The organism is Streptomyces sp. NPDC101490, from assembly GCF_044767145.1.
Taxonomy (GTDB): Bacteria; Actinomycetota; Actinomycetes; order Streptomycetales; family Streptomycetaceae; genus Streptomyces.
Genome location: NZ_JBIWNI010000001.1, coordinates 145,867 through 164,692, shown reverse-complemented (window position 1 = coordinate 164,692; position 18,826 = coordinate 145,867). Strand labels below are relative to the sequence as shown.

General features: G+C 69.2%; 7 protein-coding genes. 3 read left to right on the top strand and 4 right to left on the bottom strand.

All coding sequences use genetic code 11. From position 1 onward, the window contains the following. Positions 1 to 86: 86 nt before the first annotated feature. A complete protein-coding gene (locus tag ACIRQY_RS00685) occupies positions 87 to 437 on the bottom strand; it encodes a hypothetical protein (protein WP_403921172.1) in 351 nt (116 codons plus the stop codon). Next, entirely contained in the window at positions 437 to 8,473 is an 8,037-nt protein-coding gene (locus ACIRQY_RS00680) for a ricin-type beta-trefoil lectin domain protein (protein WP_403921169.1), read from the bottom strand. Before ACIRQY_RS00680 ends, ACIRQY_RS00685 begins: the two co-directional genes overlap by 1 nt. A gap of 584 nt (positions 8,474 to 9,057) precedes the next feature. Between ACIRQY_RS00680 and ACIRQY_RS00675 the strand changes: the two genes are divergently transcribed. Beyond that, entirely contained in the window at positions 9,058 to 12,225 is a 3,168-nt protein-coding gene (locus tag ACIRQY_RS00675) for a hypothetical protein (protein WP_403921166.1), read from the top strand. Positions 12,226 to 12,327: 102 nt separating this feature from the next. Here the strand turns inward: ACIRQY_RS00675 and ACIRQY_RS00670 are convergent, their stop codons facing one another. Beyond that, on the bottom strand, positions 12,328 to 14,748 hold the full coding sequence (locus tag ACIRQY_RS00670) for an MFS transporter (protein ID WP_403922246.1): 2,421 nt from the start codon (positions 14,746 to 14,748) through the stop codon (positions 12,328 to 12,330). 317 nt (positions 14,749 to 15,065) lie between these two features. Continuing rightward, on the bottom strand, positions 15,066 to 15,509 hold the full coding sequence (locus ACIRQY_RS00665; protein WP_403921163.1) for an SRPBCC family protein: 444 nt from the start codon (positions 15,507 to 15,509) through the stop codon (positions 15,066 to 15,068). Between the two features lie 242 nt (positions 15,510 to 15,751). Here ACIRQY_RS00665 and ACIRQY_RS00660 point away from each other — a divergent pair, with 242 nt between their 5' ends. Then, positions 15,752 to 16,783, top strand: coding sequence for an Rv2578c family radical SAM protein (locus tag ACIRQY_RS00660; protein ID WP_403921160.1), 1,032 nt, complete (start codon positions 15,752 to 15,754; stop codon positions 16,781 to 16,783). Between the two features lie 198 nt (positions 16,784 to 16,981). Then, complete coding sequence (locus ACIRQY_RS00655; RefSeq protein WP_403921158.1) at positions 16,982 to 18,700, top strand: alpha/beta hydrolase; 1,719 nt, start codon at positions 16,982 to 16,984, stop codon at positions 18,698 to 18,700. Positions 18,701 to 18,826 lie beyond the last annotated feature (126 nt).

Sequence of the window (18,826 nt, the reverse complement as noted above, 5' to 3'; positions counted from 1 at the left end):
CCTATTAAAGAATGCCCGACCGGAATAATCCGGTCGGGCATTCTAGTAAACCACGATCCGAATCACTCAATCGCGGTTCACTCGCTTCAGTCCGTTCTCTTCAGCGGCCCAAAGCGAGATGGGGTCATCGAGTTGCCTTCATCCTCATGCCACTGACAATGCGTGGCATAGACATACCCTTCACCAGAGTTAATGTCGAACCACTCTCCACGAGTGCCCACAGGGACCTCTACGCGCGACGGTTCACGGCCCTCACCTTTACGGATCTCAAGACGCGAGAACTTCGTCGGAATCTGAAGAAAGTAAACGTTGGAGAAAAGAACGTCCACTCTCGCCGGAGAAGTTTCTTCACTGAGACTGCGAAGCAGGATCCGATTATAGCTGACCGAGAAATGCCATGCCCGAAACACCCGGTCCCACGCTGCGACCAAAGCCACTAGGAACCTCCTAGAAACTTAGAACCTGCCAGGATTTCACTCGTGATGTCCTTACCCCCCATATAGAAAGTAAGCCGACTCGTAGCGAGATTCCCCACCCTAAAGGCCCGCTCCAGGGTCGCCATCTCTCTCTGCGTGGTGAACCAGTTGTCACCTTGCCCCTGCGTGACCGCATCGTCGAACAACTCTACAGGAGTACCCTGCTTCCCGCTATGCAACTTGAACCCGTCAAGACGCACGTGAACGTGGGCCTCGTCATGATAGTTCAACACGTCGTTGACATTCGCAAGAGCATTCTCAAGCGTTTCCTTCATGAAGTGGGTATACCCGTTGTCGTTCGCGAATTCCTCGAGTCCATGATCCGACGTACCGAGGGCTAGGTCGGATATCTGCTCTCCGCAGTTATGGACAAGAACAGGAGTCGCTGCCCCCAGCACATAGTACGTGTGCGTGTCCGATACCGTCAGGTTGTGGACCGTCTCGTCCTGGGCCGTCCAGCGCTGGACCTCGGTGATCTGGACCAGGGTGCCCGCGCCGGTACGAAGCCAGTTGCCCGACTCCAGATCTGTGGCGTCGATCCACTGCCCCAGCTCGGCGACCCAGAAGGGGTGGCCATCGGTTGCGGTGACCTCGGCGGTCTTCGTTCCCTTCGGGCCGTCCGTGTCGATGGTGACCTTGACCAGGCGCTTGAGGCCCTTGCCCTTGATCTCCGCCGTGACCGTCTCGATCCGGGTCTCCCCGGTCTTCGGATCGGTGGCGACGACCTTGTCACCCGCCTTGACGTCCTCGATGGCCTTGGCGGATCCGTCGGCCATCAGTACCTTCGTGCCGGGCACGAAGCTGTTGCTGTCTGTCTTGCAGGAACCGCCGCTGGAACCGCCGCTGCTGCGGGACGAGGCGCCCGACGAGCCACCGGGCTTCGACGTGCTGGCTTTGGTACCACCGCTCTTGCCGCCGCCACCGCCACCCTTGCCCTTGCTGGCGCTCGCCACCGTCGAAGCCTTCGGTGCCGCCTTGGCCTGGGCCTGCTTCTGGACCGGGTTGCCGGTCTTCTTCTTCGCGGCTGCCGCCGCGTCCGCCTTTCGTTTCTCGGCCTCGGCCGCCTTCTTCTTGGCCCTTTGCGCGGCCTCCTTCTTCGCCTTCTCGATGGCGGCCTTCTTGGCCTTCAAGGCTGATGCCTCGGCCGCCTTCGCGGCCTTCAGGACGACCTCGGCCGCCGCCTTCGCCTTCTTGAACGCCTGGATGGCGTCGATCGTGCGGCTGACCGCCTTCAGGACGGACGGGATCTTGCCCAGCTTGGTCCACGGGATAGCCCCGACGATCATGCTGCCGCAGGACCACATGTCACCACCGAAGCAGGCCATGGCGTCGCTGAGACCGATGAAGTCACTCAGCACGCTCCACGCCGCACCGAGGATCACCGAGGTCAGGGACTTGCCCATGGTGGCCTGCGCCTGCGCGACCTGCGCCGCGGACAGGCCCGCGCCCGCGAGGGCCGCCGCCTTCTCCGAGGCGGTCAGGGTGATCGCCAGTCCGGTCGGGTCCGCGTGGGTGACGGGGTTGTTGTGCGCGTAGACGTATCCGTTGGCCTGCTGGGGATCGTTCAGGTCCATCAGCGGGTCGGCGGAGAGGAAGCGTCCGACCACCGGGTCGTAGAGACGCGCGCCCAGCAGTGTGAATCCGGAGGAGTCGTCCCTGGTCTTGCCGAGGAACCCGGTGTGGGACTGCTGGTTGACACCGATCGTGCTCGTGCCGCGCTGGTTGCCGAAGGCGTCCTGCTTGCGGATCCGCACGTCCATCCCACCACCGAGGACGACCTCGGAGTAGGTGGACCCCTGGTGGTCAGTGGTCAGGGCGACCAGCTGGTCCCCTCCCGTGCCGTTGGCGTGGCGCATGACCGCGCCGCCGGGGCTGGCGTAGGTGCGCTGCGAGTTGACCAGGACACCACCCTGCTGGACGGTGACCTCCGTGTCACCCAGGTTCAGGGTGGCCGTCTTGCCCTTGATGGTGAGCAGACGGTCGCCGCCGGGACCGTAGATGTGACGGGTGTCGTTCTGCGGCGCCCAGAGCTGCGCGGCGGAGGCTCCGTCGCACGTGGCCAGGACGATCGCCGTTCCGTTGGCCGAGTTCGCGCCCTGGACCGCCAAGCACCGCTCGGACACGATATGCATCAGCTGACCGGTGGCGGTGCGCTCCAGCTCCTGCGCCGTCGTCGCAGCAGCATCGGTGCCGCACTTCTGGATCTGGAGCGCAGACCCGATCGTGTCGGCGGCCGGCTGAAGGCACCAGTCGTCGTACACCGACAGCGTGCCCCTGTTGGGGTTTTTCTGCGGTTTCGTCGCCGGGCCCGGGGTGGGCGTGAACTTCCAGCTCTGCGCCTGGGTGGTGTTGCAGCTGTACAGCTGGATCGGCTGCGAGGCAGCCACCACACCGCTCTTGAGGTCGATGCACTTGTCGGCCAGGCCCACGTAGGGAGTCTTGCCGCCGGTGCCCGCACCGGTGATCCGGTCGACCTTGCCGTCCGGGGTCCAGCTCAGGCTCTGCTTGTCACCGTTCTCCAGCGAGGTGATGGTCTTCGTCTCGCCCGTCACCTCGTAGATGCGCTCGGCCTCGGCCTTGATCTGCGCACCCGCGGGGGTGGTGTAGGTCTTCGACACCTTGGTGAGCGTGTGCGGCTGACTCTTGGCCGTGCCCACACCGTACTGGTACGTGGTGGTCGCGTCCTTGGCCGTGGCGCCGGTCAGGTCCTTCTCGACCAGCTTGGTGCGGTTGCCGAGCAGGTCATACTCGTACTCCTGCCAGTAGCCGGAGTTGTCCTTGCCCGCGGCGACGTCGAGCGTGCCGTCCGCCTTCTTCGGGGTGGCGCAGTTGTCCTGGTTCTTCGAGGTCCAGGCTGTCTTCAGCTGACCCAGCGGGTCGTACGTGAAGCACTGGCGCTCCTCGATCCCGGTGGCGTGCTCACGGATGCCCGTGACATTTCCGGCCGGGTCGTATGCGTACTCACGCTTGGAGACCAGGTTGCCCGCGACCGGACCGGCGCCGCCGGTCTGCTCCCGGTAGACCATCTGGTTCTGGAGCTCACCGGTGGACTCGTCGAACGAGTTCTGGGCCCACACCCGGTACGGCACCGCGCCCAGGGTCGAGCGCAGGACCTGACCATAGGGCGAATAGACGGTCTCGGATCCGTACCAGTCCTTGCCGGACACGGAGAGCGGGTTGCCCTCCTTGTTGTAACGGATGACCAGCTTCTCCGCGTCGAACTTGCCGGCCTTGGGAAGGGTCGCTTCCTCCAGCATGCCGTTGTCGGAGAACTTGTAGTCGTACCGGTAGTCCGCGGGGATGCCCCACGTGGTGGCCAGCGACGAGGGAAGGGACAGCGTCGTCGAGGTCGGCTGGTAGTCCTTCGTGTAACCGTTGACCTTCTGGGTGTACGCCAGACCATCCGTGTAACGGGTGGCGGAGGCGGGCATGCCCTTGCCCCCGGCGACGGTGTCGTACGTGAACCCGGCGAGCAGCGCGCCGCTGGAGCCGCCGATCCGCTGCTCCTTGGGCCGGGACAGCTCGTCGTACGCGTTCCAGACCGTCTGGTTCCGCGCGTTGGTCGTCGTCAGCGGCCGGTCGCGGTGGTCGTACGTCATCTTCGTGACGCCGGTGTCCGGGTCGGTCGCGGTCTCCACCCGGCCGCGCGAGTCGAACGTCCACTCCCACGGGTGGGTCGGATCGGTCGAGCTGGTCGCCTTCGTCATCTGTCCACGGCTGTCGTACGTGTAGCCCGTGGACGTGAAGCCGCCGGGGGCGGCCGGGTTGAAGGTGTCCGTTCGAGTGGTGCGGCCGAGGGCGTCGGTGTAGACCCGGTAGGACGAGACGCCCTGCGGGTGGGTCACCTTCGACCAGTCGGACCCGTACTCGTAACGGGTCGCCTTCGCGGGCACCTCCTGGGAGATGGCCTCGGTGGTTCCGGGGACCGCCACCTTGAGGACCGGCATCTCCTCGAGCACCCGGCCGAGGCCGTCGTACTTGTAGCGGGTGATGTTGGGGACCGTGGTGTCGGCACGCGGGGTGAACAGTTCCCCGCTCGGGGCCTCCTCATTGAGGTAGGCGTTGTTGGTCTGGTAGACCTCACCGGCCCGGTTGTACAGGGTGTCGGTGATCAGACGGCCGCCGCCGTCCGCCTCCTCCTGCGACTGGCGCTCACGGCCCAGACCGTCGTAGATCGTGACGGACTTCTCCACCCGGTCCTCGTAGCCACGGCTGTACGTCGTGATGTACGGGGGCTTGCGGAGCTTTCCGCCGTCCGGGTCGTTCGGGTCGGGCTGGTCGCCCGGGGTGACGTACTCGGCCTTGAAGTCCGGGACCGCGTTCGACGCCGGGGTCCGGCCGGGAGACCACGCCTCGACGAGACGGCCCAGCGGGTCGTACTTCGCCTCGCTGACGTGGTTGTTGGCGTCGGTCGTCTTCAGGGCGGTCCCGCGACCCGGCTCCACCTCCTGGATCTGGGAGTGGCCCAGCGGATTGGTGTGGGTGACCTTGAAGACCTGGCCCTCGGCCGGATCAAAGGTGGTCTTGTACTCCTTCTTGTCCGGGTCGGTCTGCTTGGTGACCCGGCCCAGGGAGTCGAAGGTCGAGGTGCCGCCGCTACGCCATCCGGTGCTGTCACCGTTGATGGACCACGTCTCGGTGGCCAGCCCTCGGGTGGTGTCGGCGAGAGCAGTGCCGTAGGCCGTGTTGTCGTAGGAGGTCCGGCCGCCGGAGAGCGTCGAGAGGTCCGTCCAGTTCGCGTCCGCGCACAACGTCGGCGAGACCAGGACCTGCTTGGTCAGACCGATGATGTTCCGACTGGTGTTGTGCAGGTACTCCAGCTTGGTGCAGGACTCGTCGCCGGCCTTCTCGGTGTCGCCGAAGGACTCGACCTGGGTGGGCAGTCCGTGCGTGGACTCGAAGTCCGTCTTGGTACGGACGCTCCGCAGGGTGCGCTTGTCGTCGCCCGTGCCCGACGACTTGGTGTACGCGACCTCCTCGGGCTCGGTGACGCGCCAGGCCTTCAGCGAGTCAAGGCCGTCGCCGCGGTCGCGGCTGGCAAGCTCGGTGACCTCGGGCACGGTGAGGCTGCGGGTGAGCCAGCTGCCGTCGGCATCGGTCGCGTTGGAGTAGCTGAACTCCTCGGAGATCCGGCCGGCGAACGCCTCACGGTCGTAGACCGTGGCTCCGTTGTGGATGAGGGTGTTCCCCGCGATGTCCTTCACCGGGACGGTGTCGCCCATGCCCCGGTAGAAGCGGGTGACCGCCTTGGTCTTCGGGCCTTCGACGCCCGGCGTGTCCTCGCCCGGGTTGGAGCCCTCGCCGTTGTCGGCGGCGGCCTTCCGCTCACCGGTGACGACGGTCGTCTGCTCGAAGCCCGCGAACTGCGAGTACGTGCGCGTGGCCTTCTTGCTGAACTCCGCCTCGGCGAGCTTCCAGCCGGCGTTCTTGTAGTCGTACGAGGTCAGCGTGGAGTACGAGCCCTCGACGTTCGGCAGCTCCTCGATCGAGTCGACCGGGTACTTGTGGAACCAGTCGATGTCCTCGACCTCGGGGTCCGGGTGCCAGTACGTCGGGTAGCACAGCCGGGTGTTGGCCTTGAGCTCGGCCTTGTCCGTCTTGGTGGGCAGGCCCAGCTTGCTGGCGCAGCCGTCCGCCGCGTTGCCCCAGGTCGGCACCTTGTACGTGACGACGGTCTCGCCGCCGTACTCGTTGACGACACGGGCGATGCGGAGCCTGGAGAAGCCGGGGCGCGTCTCCTCCTTGGCCGGATCCCCCTTCTTCTCCCCGGTCGTCTGACGCCGCAGGACGCGGTTCGGCATCGCCTCCTCGTTGGACTCGAACCGGACCGGGTTGAGCTTGGCCGAGGCGGTCGTCGAGCCGTCGCGGGCGAAGCCGGTGCGCTGGATGGACTCCAGCCACAGGGCCGTGTTCACACCGGTCTTGAGGATGGGGAAGCTCTGCTTGAGCTGGTACTCGTCGACGACCTGGCGCCCGGTGGTGTCGGTGCGGCGCTGGGTCTCGGTGATGATCTTGTCGAGACGCTTGGTGGTCCAGAAGGTCGGACCAGCGTTCCAGCACTTCCTCTTGTGGGTCGAGGTGACCGCCTGGCACCTCAGGTCGGCGGGGGTGTCGTACCAGATGCGGTACTTGCCCGGGTCGGTCGACGTGAAGTTCTCCGGGCTGCAGATCAGCGTGCCCTTGGCGTAGCAGCGCTCCGCGGTCTTGAAGTCGACACGGCCGGGGGCGGTGGCGCTGAAGACGGTGCCCTTGGTCTGGCCGTAATCGATGTGCGAGAGGCTGCCGCCGCGGTGGTACTTGACCGGGCCCTTGAAGTAGAAGTTCTTCGCGTAGTAGTTCTCTTCGCGCTCCCACCAGAACGACATGGCGTTGCCGTGGACGTCCTCGACGTAGTCGAGGTTCCACTGCCATGCCTGGTTGCAGGAGGAGTTCTTCCATTCGGTGGTCGTCGAGCCCTTGTAGCAGGGCTCCCCCACGTGGTTGCCGTAGACCGGGACCGCGAGGACGGAGTCGGTGTACGGGTCGTCGGCGGCGGCGCCGTTGTCCGACCAGCCCGGGAGCTTGTTCAGGCCGAAATGGTACTTCGTGCCGTCCTTAGTGGTGACGACCCAGTACTCGCCGTCCGCGTCCTTCATGTCCGAGCGCGGGTCCTTGGACGTGTCCTTGAGCCGCTCGATCTTCGAGCCGTCACCGTTGGCGGTGAACCAGGCTCCCTCGGGCTTCCCGTCGGAGCCCTTCGGCCCCTTGGTGTCGTCCCAGACAAGCTCGGTGGTCATGCCGCCCAGGGACAGGGTGGCGTTCTCCGAACCCCAGCACAGGTCGGCCGTCTTGTGGTCCTTGTTGTTGGACCCGGGCTTCTTCGAGTCCTGGCGGCAGTTGACGTACGTACGGCTGATGGAGCCGGGGTTGTAGTCCCAGCCGTCACCGATCCAGGAGGCCTGGTTGTTCGTCGCCGAGGTGCGGCCGTCGACGGTCTGCGAGGAGTAGCCCAAGCCGACCTTCGGCGTCAGGCCGCCGGCGGCCTCCGGGACCTGCACCTGGTAGCTGTAGGTGAAGGCGCCGTTGGACGAGCCCGCGGCCCAGGAGCCGGCGGACAGCAGCGGCGAGGCGGTGAAGTCACCGCTCGACGAGGCGCCGGTGTCCATCGCGCCGATGACCTGGCGGCCGGAGGTGTCGGCGGCCTGGAGTGCGGTCTGCCGGGCCGAGGCTCCGGAGACCTTCGAGGCGGCGGCGTCCGGGAGCAGGTTCCCGACCGGCACCGAGCCGGACAGGATCGTGCGAGTGGGCGCGCTCTTCGCCAGCTTGACCTTGGTGGGGGCCTCGGCGGCCGGGACCTCGGTGACCGTGGAGCGCAGTCGCTCGATGCCCTCGGAGACGTCGCTCCTGCCGGACATCGTCTCCACGCCCGCGTCCGGGGCGCAGTCACCGGTGTCGGGGGAGTCGATGACACAGCTCGGCAGCAGGACCAGGCCGAAGCGCTCGGTGGCCTGGGGGCCGTAGCGGTCGGCGAAGCCGCTGGTGTCGACGTCGATGGTGACCTTCGCGGCCCGATCGGCATCCGCCGGGGGGACGACCTCCAGGATCATGCCGGGGACGCCGGTCTCCTCCGACGTCGTGGTCGACTTGACCGCGACCCGCCAGTCACCGTCGATGGCCTCCGCATTCCCGTCGGCCGGTACGCCGATCGCGACAGGAAGCCCTGCCGCCGTGGTCTCGTTGACCACGGGGACGGTGGTGCCGGGCGCGGTGGCCGCGGTGAGCAACGCCTTGCCCGCGTCCTCCTTCCACGGGGCGACGGACGTGGGGACATAGGGCTCGATCGGCTGCTCGTCCCCGAGGGTCAGCGCCTTGTCACCGCTGGTGTCGTCGGCGAGCGCGGTGCTCTCCGGGATGTCCGGCAGATCGACCTCGGAGGCCGTCCGCTCACGGCTCATGCCGTCGCCGGGGACCGCGAGCGCCTGGGACCCCAGGCTGGTCACCGTCAATATCGATGACATCAGGAGGACGGTCGCCGTGCGGCTTCGCCGACGGCGCCGTCTTTGTGGCTCTGTCATGGAGAGGCGGTTGCGCCCCACCCAGGACAGTGGTTCTGAAGCACGCATCACGCGTCGACTCCCACCCAGACGAACAAGACAACAGAGAAGGTGCGGAAACACCAAGAAGCACGCACCTGTGATCAGGCGCGTGCGTGCGCACTCTCTGACATGTGCGCACTGTTTTCAAGATCGTCGAGATGGTCCGGGCGACCCGCCAGTGAGATTCACCACGGTGCAGTTGCAAACAGATACCTACAGCAATGATCTTTGCGGACATACCAGGCACTGCGGCTATTTACGATCAAAGAAAGCCCTGGATTAGGTCAACTCTAGGCAAACTAGTCCTGTTCCGAGGCATAGCACCCACGCACGTAACGTCTTCATAAATTCTTCAGATATGGACGCCCGGTGCTGAACGTGTGATCGTGTGCGCGCCTTATGCCCTGCGGATCCGTCCGTCGGGGCTTTCTGTGCTGTCCGTACATCCCTCTGGTCCCACGGGAGTAGCCGCCGTGCCCGCGCCGCCTCGTCTTCTCAGTCCGTTCGTGCGCACCCGCACACGGCTGACCCTCACTCTCGGCCTCGTCCTGGCCGCACTCACCGCTGCTCTGCTGCCCTGGTGGCAGCCGAGCGAGCCTCCTCCGACCGCCAAGTCCTCGCCCGCGAAGGCCCAGAAGACCTCGACCGGGCCGAGGGACGAGGCCGCCGCGGCGGCCGAGGCCAAGCGGACCGGCAAGGAGGTGCTCGTCGACGCGGCGACCACCGCCACCGAGCAGATATGGGCGCTGCCCAATGGCAAGATGCGCACCCAGATCCACGCGCTGCCCCAGCGCGCGAAGAACGCGCGGGGCGACTGGGCGCCCATCGACAACACCCTGCGCCGCGACGACAAGTCCGGCGCCCTGTCGGTCCGTCCGGTCAACGCGGCCATCCCGGTCCGCTTCTCCGGGGGCACCTCCGGTGCGGACCGCGCCGACCGTTCGTACGTCCGCATGCCGCTCGCGGAAGGTCCGGGCGACGCGACCGTCCTCGCCGAGGCCGACCTCGACGGCCACACCATCGCCTACACCTGGCCCGGCCCCCTTCCGGAGCCGGTGCTCAACGGCCCTCGCGCCCTCTACTCCGAGGTCCTTCCCGGTGTGGACCTGCTGCTGGTCGCGCGTGAGGAGGGCGGCTTCGGCCAGCTCCTGATCGTCAAGACCCCCGAGGCCGCACGGAACAAGGACCTCGCGACCGTCTCGTACGGCCTGCGCTCGAAGACCGCGGTCTTCGAGCAGGACGCGAAGGCCAGCCGGATCCAGGTTCTGGACAAGGCCGGCAGGGAGGTCGGCAGCATCCCGACCCCCTTCGCCTGGGACTCCAGCGGCCAGGACCCGGAGCTGCCGCCGGGCACCCCTCTGCGCACCTCGGTCGCGGAACCCGCCGACGTGCTGAAGCTGTCGGGCCTCTCGGGCATCGAGCCGGGCGCCCGCTCCGCGCCGCTCCCGGTCGCACTCGACGGGGCCGGCACCGGTACGGCCGTCCTGAACCTGGGCATGAGCCGGACCGGGCTCCTCGGCCACCCTGACACCGCATACCCGGTCTTCATCGACCCGCCGCTCGAAAGCCCCAAGGGCGGCTGGACGACCGCGTACCGGAAGTACCCGACCTCCAGCTTCTGGAACGGCACCAACTTCTCCTCCGGCACCTCGGACGCCCGTGTCGGCTATGAGAGCGAGACGGGTGGACTCGGTCGCTCTTTCTGGAAGATGGGGTTCTCCTCGACGAAGTACAAGGACGCGAAGTTCGACTGGGCCACCTTCAAGGTCAAGAACAATCACTCCTGGTCCTGCACCGACCGGAACTTCGAGCTCTGGCTGACCGGCTCCATCTCCACCGGTACGACCTGGAAGGCCCAGCCCGGTTGGACGAAGAAGGTGGACACCAAGCCCTTCGCCCACGGCTGGTCGAGCAGTTGCCCCGACGACTACGCGGCGTTCAACGTGCTGTCGGGAGTCCAGCACGCCGTGACCGCCGAGTACAGCAGCGTCACCCTCGGCATGCGCGCCAGCACGGAGACCGACACGCAGACCTGGCGCAAGTTCCTCGCGAGCTCCGCGGTGCTGGAGGGCCAGTACAACCGGCCGCCGAACCAGCCCACTGTCGGCACCTCCTCCCCGGGCGGCGCATGCGTGCCGGGGCCGACGAACAGCGTCGCCATCGGCCGGACGGCCATCACCCTGAAGGCCAAGGCCACCGACCCGGACGGCACCGTCCCGAAGCTGCGGTTCCGTTTCTGGAAGTCCGGCGCGACCACCAAGTCCGAACACGTGGCCACCGCGGACGGCAACGGCTACGGCCAGATGATCATCCAGGCGGACGACCCGCTCCTGAAGAACATCACGGCCAACACGCTGTTCTCGTGGGACGTGCGGTCCGAGGACCCCTTCGACCAGTCCACGTTCTTCCCGAACGGCACCGAGCCCTGCCGGATCACCGTGGACCCGACCGCCCCGCCGCAGCCGGACATCAGCAGCACCGTGTTCCTGGAGGCCACACCCGACGGCAAGACCTGGGCCAAGGTCAAGTTCGGCACCCCCGGTGACTTCACCTTCACCGCCAGCGGCGCCACCAAGTTCATGTACGCCTTCGAGGGCGAGACCCTCGTCCAGTCACCGCCCCCGTCGGGCGGCAAGGTCACCCTCCCGAGCCTGCTGCCCAGGCACGCGGGGCCGAACGTCCTGAACGTGTACGCCTACGACGTCCACGGCAATGAGAGTCTGCGCGGCAGCTACGGCTTCTACCTGCCGCCGCGCGACCAGGCCGACGGTCCGATGGACACCGGTGGCGACGACATCGCCGACCTGCTCGTCCTCTACCCGGACGGCAAACTGAAGAACTGTGTGGGCGCCCCCGCCGATCCGAAGGTCCCCGGCACCGGTGGTGAGCTGTACAGCTGCCTCGCCGCCTCGTACGTGACCAAGGGCAAGAAGGTCGACCCGCCGAACCACTGGATCAACGCCGAGGGCACCGCGGCGCTGATCGCGCACTACGACGACACGTACCCGGGCGACGGTTCGACGGACATGTTCGCGGTCACCCCGGACAAGAAGTTCTGGCTGTACCCGGGCGACGGCTACGGCAGCTTCAACGTGGACCACCGGCTGGAGATCCGTCTGCCGTCCAACGCCCCCGCTCCGTCGACCTGGACGCAGCTGAAGGCGGTCGGCGACCTCACCGGCGACAAGCTGCCCGATCTGGCCCTGCGGGCCGGGCCGGCGTTCTGGGTACTGTCCGGCTACACCGGCGCCACCTTCCAGACCGCGACGCTGATGGAGGGCACCGCGTGGGCCCGCCGTGACATCGTCAACATCGCGGACATGAACAAGGACAGCACGCCCGACCTGCTGTGGCGCAACCTGGACAACGGCAACATGTACGTCCGCCACGGCAAGCCCGGTACGGGCGGCACCGGCAGCGTCAACCTGGATTCGATCAAGCAGGCGGTCAACTCGCTCAACGGTGACGTCCCGTTCGGCACGACGTGGACCGAGGCCAACGTCCTGTCCGCGATCGGCATCCCCGATGTCAACAAGGACGGCGTCCCCGACATCTGGGCGCGCTTCGGCGACACCGGCCACATGAAGCTGTACTACCCGTCCACCACCAACACCAACGCGCCCGCCAAGACGGTGCTCTCCGTCGACTGGAGGGGCATGCGGGCCCTCGGCTGATCCCGTGACCGCCCGCTCGTCCGAGCCCCGGCCCGTCCGCCTCATGGTGGACGGGCCGGGGCTCGGCCCGTCCACGGCCCCGCGCGGGCGGGAACGAGCGGGTCAGTCCTGGTGGCCGAGCTGGAGGTCGCGTTCGGTGCGTCCGCCGCCGGCCATCTGGAGGACGGTGGCGACGGGCGGGTACCCGGCGGCGATGACGGTGTACTCGCCGGAGGACAGGTCCACGAACCGGAAGGTTCCGTCGGCGCCGGTGGTGAGGGTGTCGACGACGTTGCCCGCCGCGTCGAGCAGGGTGACCCGGGCGTCCTCGACCGGGCGTCCGCCTCCTGCCCGGACGGTGCCGCGCAGCACGGCGCCGCCCGCGAGCTCGATGTCCTGGCGGGTCTCGCGGGAGGCCTGGACGCTCACCGGGAGCGCGGCGGGCCGGAAGGCGGGGGCGCTGGCGGCGAGGGTGTACTCGCCCGCGACCAGTTCGGTGATGACGTAGCCGCCCTCGTGTCCGCTGCGGGTGGAGGCGACGACCTCGCCGCGTACGTCGGTGAGGGTGACGGCGGCGTCCCGGACGGGCGTTCCGTCGGCGGTGACGACGCTGCCCGCGAGGCGTCCGGCGCCGCCGAGGACGACGTCGAGTTCGACCGGGCGTTCGCCGACGGTGACCGAGACGGCCTGCGGCTGGTGTCCGCCCGCCGCCGCGATGAGGACGTACGCGCCGCTGCCGGGGGCGCTCAGCGCGTACCGCCCGTCCTCGCCGCTGGCACCGCGGCCGACCTGACGGCCCTGCACGTCGATGAGGGTGAGGGCGGCCCGGGGGACCCGGCTTCCGTCGTGGTGCTGGACGGTGCCGCAGACGGGAAAGCCCGAGGTCAGCGGGGCGGCGGCGGGGGCGTACCGGGCATGCGGGACGGCCCGGGTGGTGCCGGGGGCGTCGGCTCCGGTGGCCTCGGTGGTGGGGCTGTGGTGGGACACCAGCGGTTTCTCCTTGAGAAGGAAGGCGAGGACGAGGCCGACCACGAGGACCGGCACGAGGTAGAGGAAGATGCGCGGCATCGCGTCGGCGTACGCCTGGACGTAGGCGTCCCGGAGGGCGGGCGGCAGGGTGTGCACCGTCTGTGGGGTGATCGCCTCGGCGGGCGGCAGGGTGGCGCCGCCGGAGCCGAGTCCGGCGAGGCGGTCGCCGAGGGCGTCGTCGAGCCGGGAGGCGAAGAGGGTGCCGAAGACGGCGGCGCCGACGCTGCCGCCGATCTGCCGGAAGTACGTGTGGGCGCTGGTGGCGGTGCCGAGGTCGGTGGGCCGCACCGAGTTCTGCACGGCGAGGACGAGTACCGGCATGACGAGGCCGATGCCGAGTCCGAGGACGGCCTGGGACAGGCTGTACTCCAGGCGCGGGGTTCCGACGTCCATGCGGGACAGCAGCCACATGCCGAGGACGGAGACGGCTCCGCCGGCCACCGGGTAGACGCGGTAGCGGCCGGTACGGCTGACGAGCCGGCCGGAGACGACGGAGGAGACGACGATGCCGCCCATGAGGGGCAGCATCAGCAGGCCCGACTCGGTCGCGCTGGCACCCTCGACCATCTGGAGGAAGCTCGGCAGGTAGCTGGCGGCGCCGAAGAGCGCGATGCCGATGACGGCCCCGACGAGCGCGGTGACGGTGAAGACGGAGTCGCGGAACAGCCGGAGCGGGATCAGCGGTTCCGGTGCGAAGTGCTCGACCACCAGGAAGAGCAGGGCGGCTCCCGCGGCCCCGCAGGCGAGACCGATGACGACCCGGGAGCCCCAGGCGTACTCGGTGCCGCCCCAGCTGGTGAGCAGGACCAGACAGGTGGAGGCGACGGCCAGGAGCAGGGCGCCGAGCACGTCGAGTCGGGCCCGCGCGGCGGGCTTGGGAAGTTTGAGGACGACGGCGACGACGGCGAGGGTGACGAGCCCGAAGGGGACGTTGAAGTAGAAGCACCAGCGCCAGGAGACGTGGTCGGTGAAGAAGCCGCCGAGCAGCGGCCCGGCGACGGAGGCGACGCCGAAGGCGGCGCCGATGAGACCCATGTACCGGCCGCGCTCCCTGGCGGGCACGATGTCGGCGATGATCGCCTGGACGCCGATCATGAGGCCGCCCGCGCCGATGCCCTGGACGGCCCGGAAGGCGATGAGCTGATCCATGCTGCGGGACCAGCCCGCGAGACCCGAGCCGATGACGAAGACGACGATGGCGAAGAGGAAGACGCCCTTGCGGCCGAGGAGGTCGCCGAGCTTGCCGTAGACGGGCAGACCGATGGTCGACGTCAGGAGGTAGACGGTGATCGCCCAGGACATCCGGTCCAGGCCCTGGAGTTCGCCGACGATCTTCGGCAGGGCGGTGGCGACGATCATCTGTTCGAGCGCGGCGAGGAGCAGCGCGAGCATGAGGCCGCAGAAGACGAGCCGGACCCGGCGGGGGTCGAGCGGTACCGGGCCGGGCGGTGGGACGGAGTCGGTGGGCGGTCCGCCGGTCACGGGCGGCCCGCCGCCCCGGACGTCCTCGGCCATGGTGATCGCACCCACGTACTGCTCCCCTCGTGACGGCGTCCGCGCCGCCATGGGACGGCGGCCGCGCCGCGTCAGGACGGCGTGCGCGCCGCGCCATTCTTCGCATCGGCCGCGAAGGGGGAGCAAGTCGACGGGGGTGGGGGTCCGGTGGCCCTCCGGGCCCCGAACGACCGTGGCCTACGGCGTACTTGGGGCGCTCATCAGCGCGTTTACGAGAGGGTCCGCGCCCCCCGGCGCACGGGGCGCCGGTACGGGGGACGCGGACGATGCACTCGAATCAGTGAACGCCCGGGGCGTTACTTCTCCGCTCCGGCACGTCACTTCTCGACTTCGGCGGCCAGCTTCGCGAGGACCGCGTCGTAGATCCGGCCCAGGCCCTTGGGCGCGAAGGTGCGCTCGAAGAAGCCTCCGACGCCGCCCGCGCCGTTCCAGACGGTGCTGACGACCACACGCGACCTGCCCTCACCGGCGGGGGTGACCGTCCAGGTGGTGACCATGGAGGAGTTGCGGTCCTTCTCGGCCAGCTGCCCCTCGGTGGGCTCGGTGACCTCCAGGAGGCAGTCGCGGACGCGCTTGCTGGTGGCCTGGAGCTTCCAGTGGACGAGGGTGCCCTCGCCGTCACCGCCCTCGCGGACCTCGTACTCGCTGAAGTGCTCGGGGAGCAGCTTCGCGCGCGTGCCGCTGTAGTCGGCCAGCGCGTCGAACACCGTCTCCGCGTCCGCCGCGACGATCCGTTCGGTGGTGGCCTCGACCTGCGCCATTGACTTCCTCCAGCTTGTGGTTCCTCGGGGGTGCGGGCCCAGGGCCCGTCCGACGATTCCCGCCTGCCGCGTGACGCCCTGCGGGCGACGACGGGAATGGTCGGACAGGCCCTAGCGAACCACGCCCGCTCCGGGGCGCGAAATCCGGGTTGCGGTGATCATGGGAACAGATGTTCTATTCTGGCCGAACGGTCGAGCCGCACCCATGGCGGAGCCGAGGAAGAACCACCGAGGAGGCGTCCATGCGCTGGGACAATCTGGGCGACGACCCCGCCGCTCCCACCGACACCGCCCTGTTCGGCACGGACGCGGTCACCACCAGAACCTTCGACACGCCGGAGTTCCGGGGCATCACCTTCCACGAGGTACGGGCCCGCTCGATCCTCAACCGGGTCCCCGGCGCCTCCCGGATGCCGTTCGAATGGACGGTCAACCCGTACCGGGGCTGCACACACGCGTGCGTGTACTGCTTCGCCCGCAAGAGCCACGGCTACCTGGACCTCGACACCGGGATCGGCTTCGACACCCAGATCGTCGTCAAGGTCAACGCGCCCGAGGTGCTCGCCCGCCAGCTCGCCTCCGCCCGCTGGCACGGGGCGCACATCGCGATGGGCACCAACGTGGACTGCTACCAGCGCGCCGAAGGCCGGTACCGGCTGATGCCCGGCATCCTCACGGCGCTGCGCGACCGCGCCAATCCGTTCTCCGTGCTCACCAAGGGCACGCTGATCCTCCGCGACCTGGAACTGCTCACCGAGGCGGCCCGGGTCACCGAGGTCGGCATCTCCGTCTCCGTCGGCTTCACCGACCGCGAGCTGTGGCGCACGGTCGAACCCGGTACCCCCTCACCCCAGGCCCGGCTCGACGTCGTCCGCACGCTCAGCGCGCACGGCATCGACTGCGGGGTCCTGATGGCGCCCGTCATCCCCTTCCTCGGCGACCGGCCCGAGCAGCTGCGCGCCACCGTCCGTGCCGTCGCCGAGGCCGGAGCCAGCTCGGTCACCCCGCTGGTGCTGCACCTGCGCCCCGGCGCCCGCGAGTGGTTCGTCCACTGGCTGCGGGAGCACCACCCCGGTCTGGTGGGACAGTACGAGCGGATGTACGGGGACGGGGCCTACGCGCCGACGTGGTACCAGCGCCGGATCACCCGTCAGGTGCACGAACTGGCGGCCGAGTTCGGGATCGGGCCCGCGCACCGGGGCACGGCCCGCCGGATCCCCGTACCGGAGGAGCCGGAGTCGGCGGCGGCGCCCGAGCAGCTCACACTCCTCTGACCGACCTGTCTGCCCATCGGCCCACCGGCCCCGGCACCCCCGCACCCCCGCACCGGCCGTCGAGCCCGGCGCCGGAGCGCCGGGCCCCTCCCGCCCGGCGCTGCCCCCCTCTCTGACACGCCGTCGGATCACCCTCCGTTCGGGTCAACTCTGGCTCCGGCGGGTCCTGTCCCGGTCCGTTCGGGGCACGGACGCCCTATGACCCCACGCGCAGGAATGCTGATCGCCGCGGGAGCGCTGGTCGCCGGGACGGTCACCGTGCTGCCGGCCGTCCCGGCGGGCGCCGCCGAGCCGTCTCCCCGGCCGGTCCCCCCGCTCACCTGGACGGACTGCGCCACCAAGGCGTACCCGAAGCTCCAGTGCGCCACCCTCAGGGCGCCCCTCGACCACGACGACCCGGCGGGCCGGACGATCACGCTCGCCCTCACCCGGGTGCCGCACACCGCGAAGACCTTCCAGGGGCCGCTGCTCGTGAACCCCGGCGGACCCGGCGGCAGCGGGCGGGCCCTGGCCGGTCATGTGGCGGCGGCGCTGCCGCCGAAGGTGGCGGCGGAGTACGACGTGATCGGCTTCGACCCGCGCGGGGTCGGCAGGAGCGAGCCCGCGCTCGACTGCGAGCCCGGTCACTTCGCACCGGTCCGCCCGGCCTCCGTGCCCCGCGGCGCCGAGGAGGAGCGGGTCCAGGTCGAGCGGGCCCGCTCCTTCGCGAAGGCCTGCGGCGAGAAGTACGCGGACGTGCTGCCGTACATCGACACGGTGAGCGCGGCGAAGGACATGGACGTCATCCGCCGGGCGCTGGGCGCGCCGAGGATCAACTACCTCGGGTACTCGTACGGTACCTATCTGGGCGCCGTGTACGCCCGGCTCCACCCGGACCGGGTGCGGCGCATGGCGCTGGACTCCGTCGTGAACCCGCACGGCGTCTGGTACGAGGACAACCTCGCGCAGGACTTCGCCTTCGACGCGCGCCACAAGGCGTTCATGGCGTGGATCGCCCGGTACGACTCCACGTACCGGCTCGGCACCGACCCGGCGGCGGTCGAGGCGGCCTGGTACCGGATGCGCGACGCCCTGCGCGACGCCCCGGCGGGCGGGAAGGTCGGACCGGGCGAGCTGGAGGACACCTTCCTGCCGGGCGGGTACAACAACGGCTACTGGCCCCGCCTCGCGCGGGCGTTCGCCGCGTACGTCAACGACGGGGACGCGGTGCCGCTGAAGGAGGCGTACGAGCGGTTCGGGGAGGCCGACGCGGCCTCCGACAACGGCTACTCGGTGTACACGGCCGTGCAGTGCCGGGACGCGGGCTGGCCCCGGGACTGGAACGTCTGGCGCAAGGACACCTGGGACGCGTACGCCAAGGCCCCCTTCTCCACCTGGAACAACGCCTGGTACAACGCGCCGTGCGCGTTCTGGCCGGTGCCGTCGCTGACCCCGCCGGACGTCGGCAACGACCGGATCCCGCCGGTCCTCGTCCTCCAGGCCACGGAGGACGCGGCGACGCCGTACGAGGGCGGGGTCGCGCTGCACCGGCTGCTGCGCGGCTCCAGCCTGGTCGTCGAGGAGGGCGGTGAGAACCACGGGGTGACGCTCGGCGGGAACACGTGCCTGGACGGGCATCTGGCGGCCTACCTCGCCGACGGGAGGGTCCCGCGCGCCGAGGACGACGGCGAGGTGGACGCGGTCTGCCCGGCGCTGCCGGAACCGGAACCGCAACCGGTGGCCGTCCCGGCGGCGGAGAAGTCCGAGAAGAAGTCCACGCGGGAGTCCGAGAAGAAGTCCGCCGGGCACTCGGCCAGGTCCGCCGGGGCCGTTCCGGAGCGATCGGGAACGGCCGGTGCGCCCGCCCCCGAGGACGTGGCCGGGCTCGTGGAGTCGGCCGGGAACACTCTGCACGATCTCCTCGGCCAGGTGCGCTGACCCGCTCCTCCCCCGGGGGGGGGGGGGGGCGGCGCCCGCCCCCGCCGCCGCGCCGCCCGGGGGGGGGGGGCCCCCGCGGCGGGGGGGGGGGGGGGGGGGGGCGGCGGGCGGCGGGGGGGGGCGCGG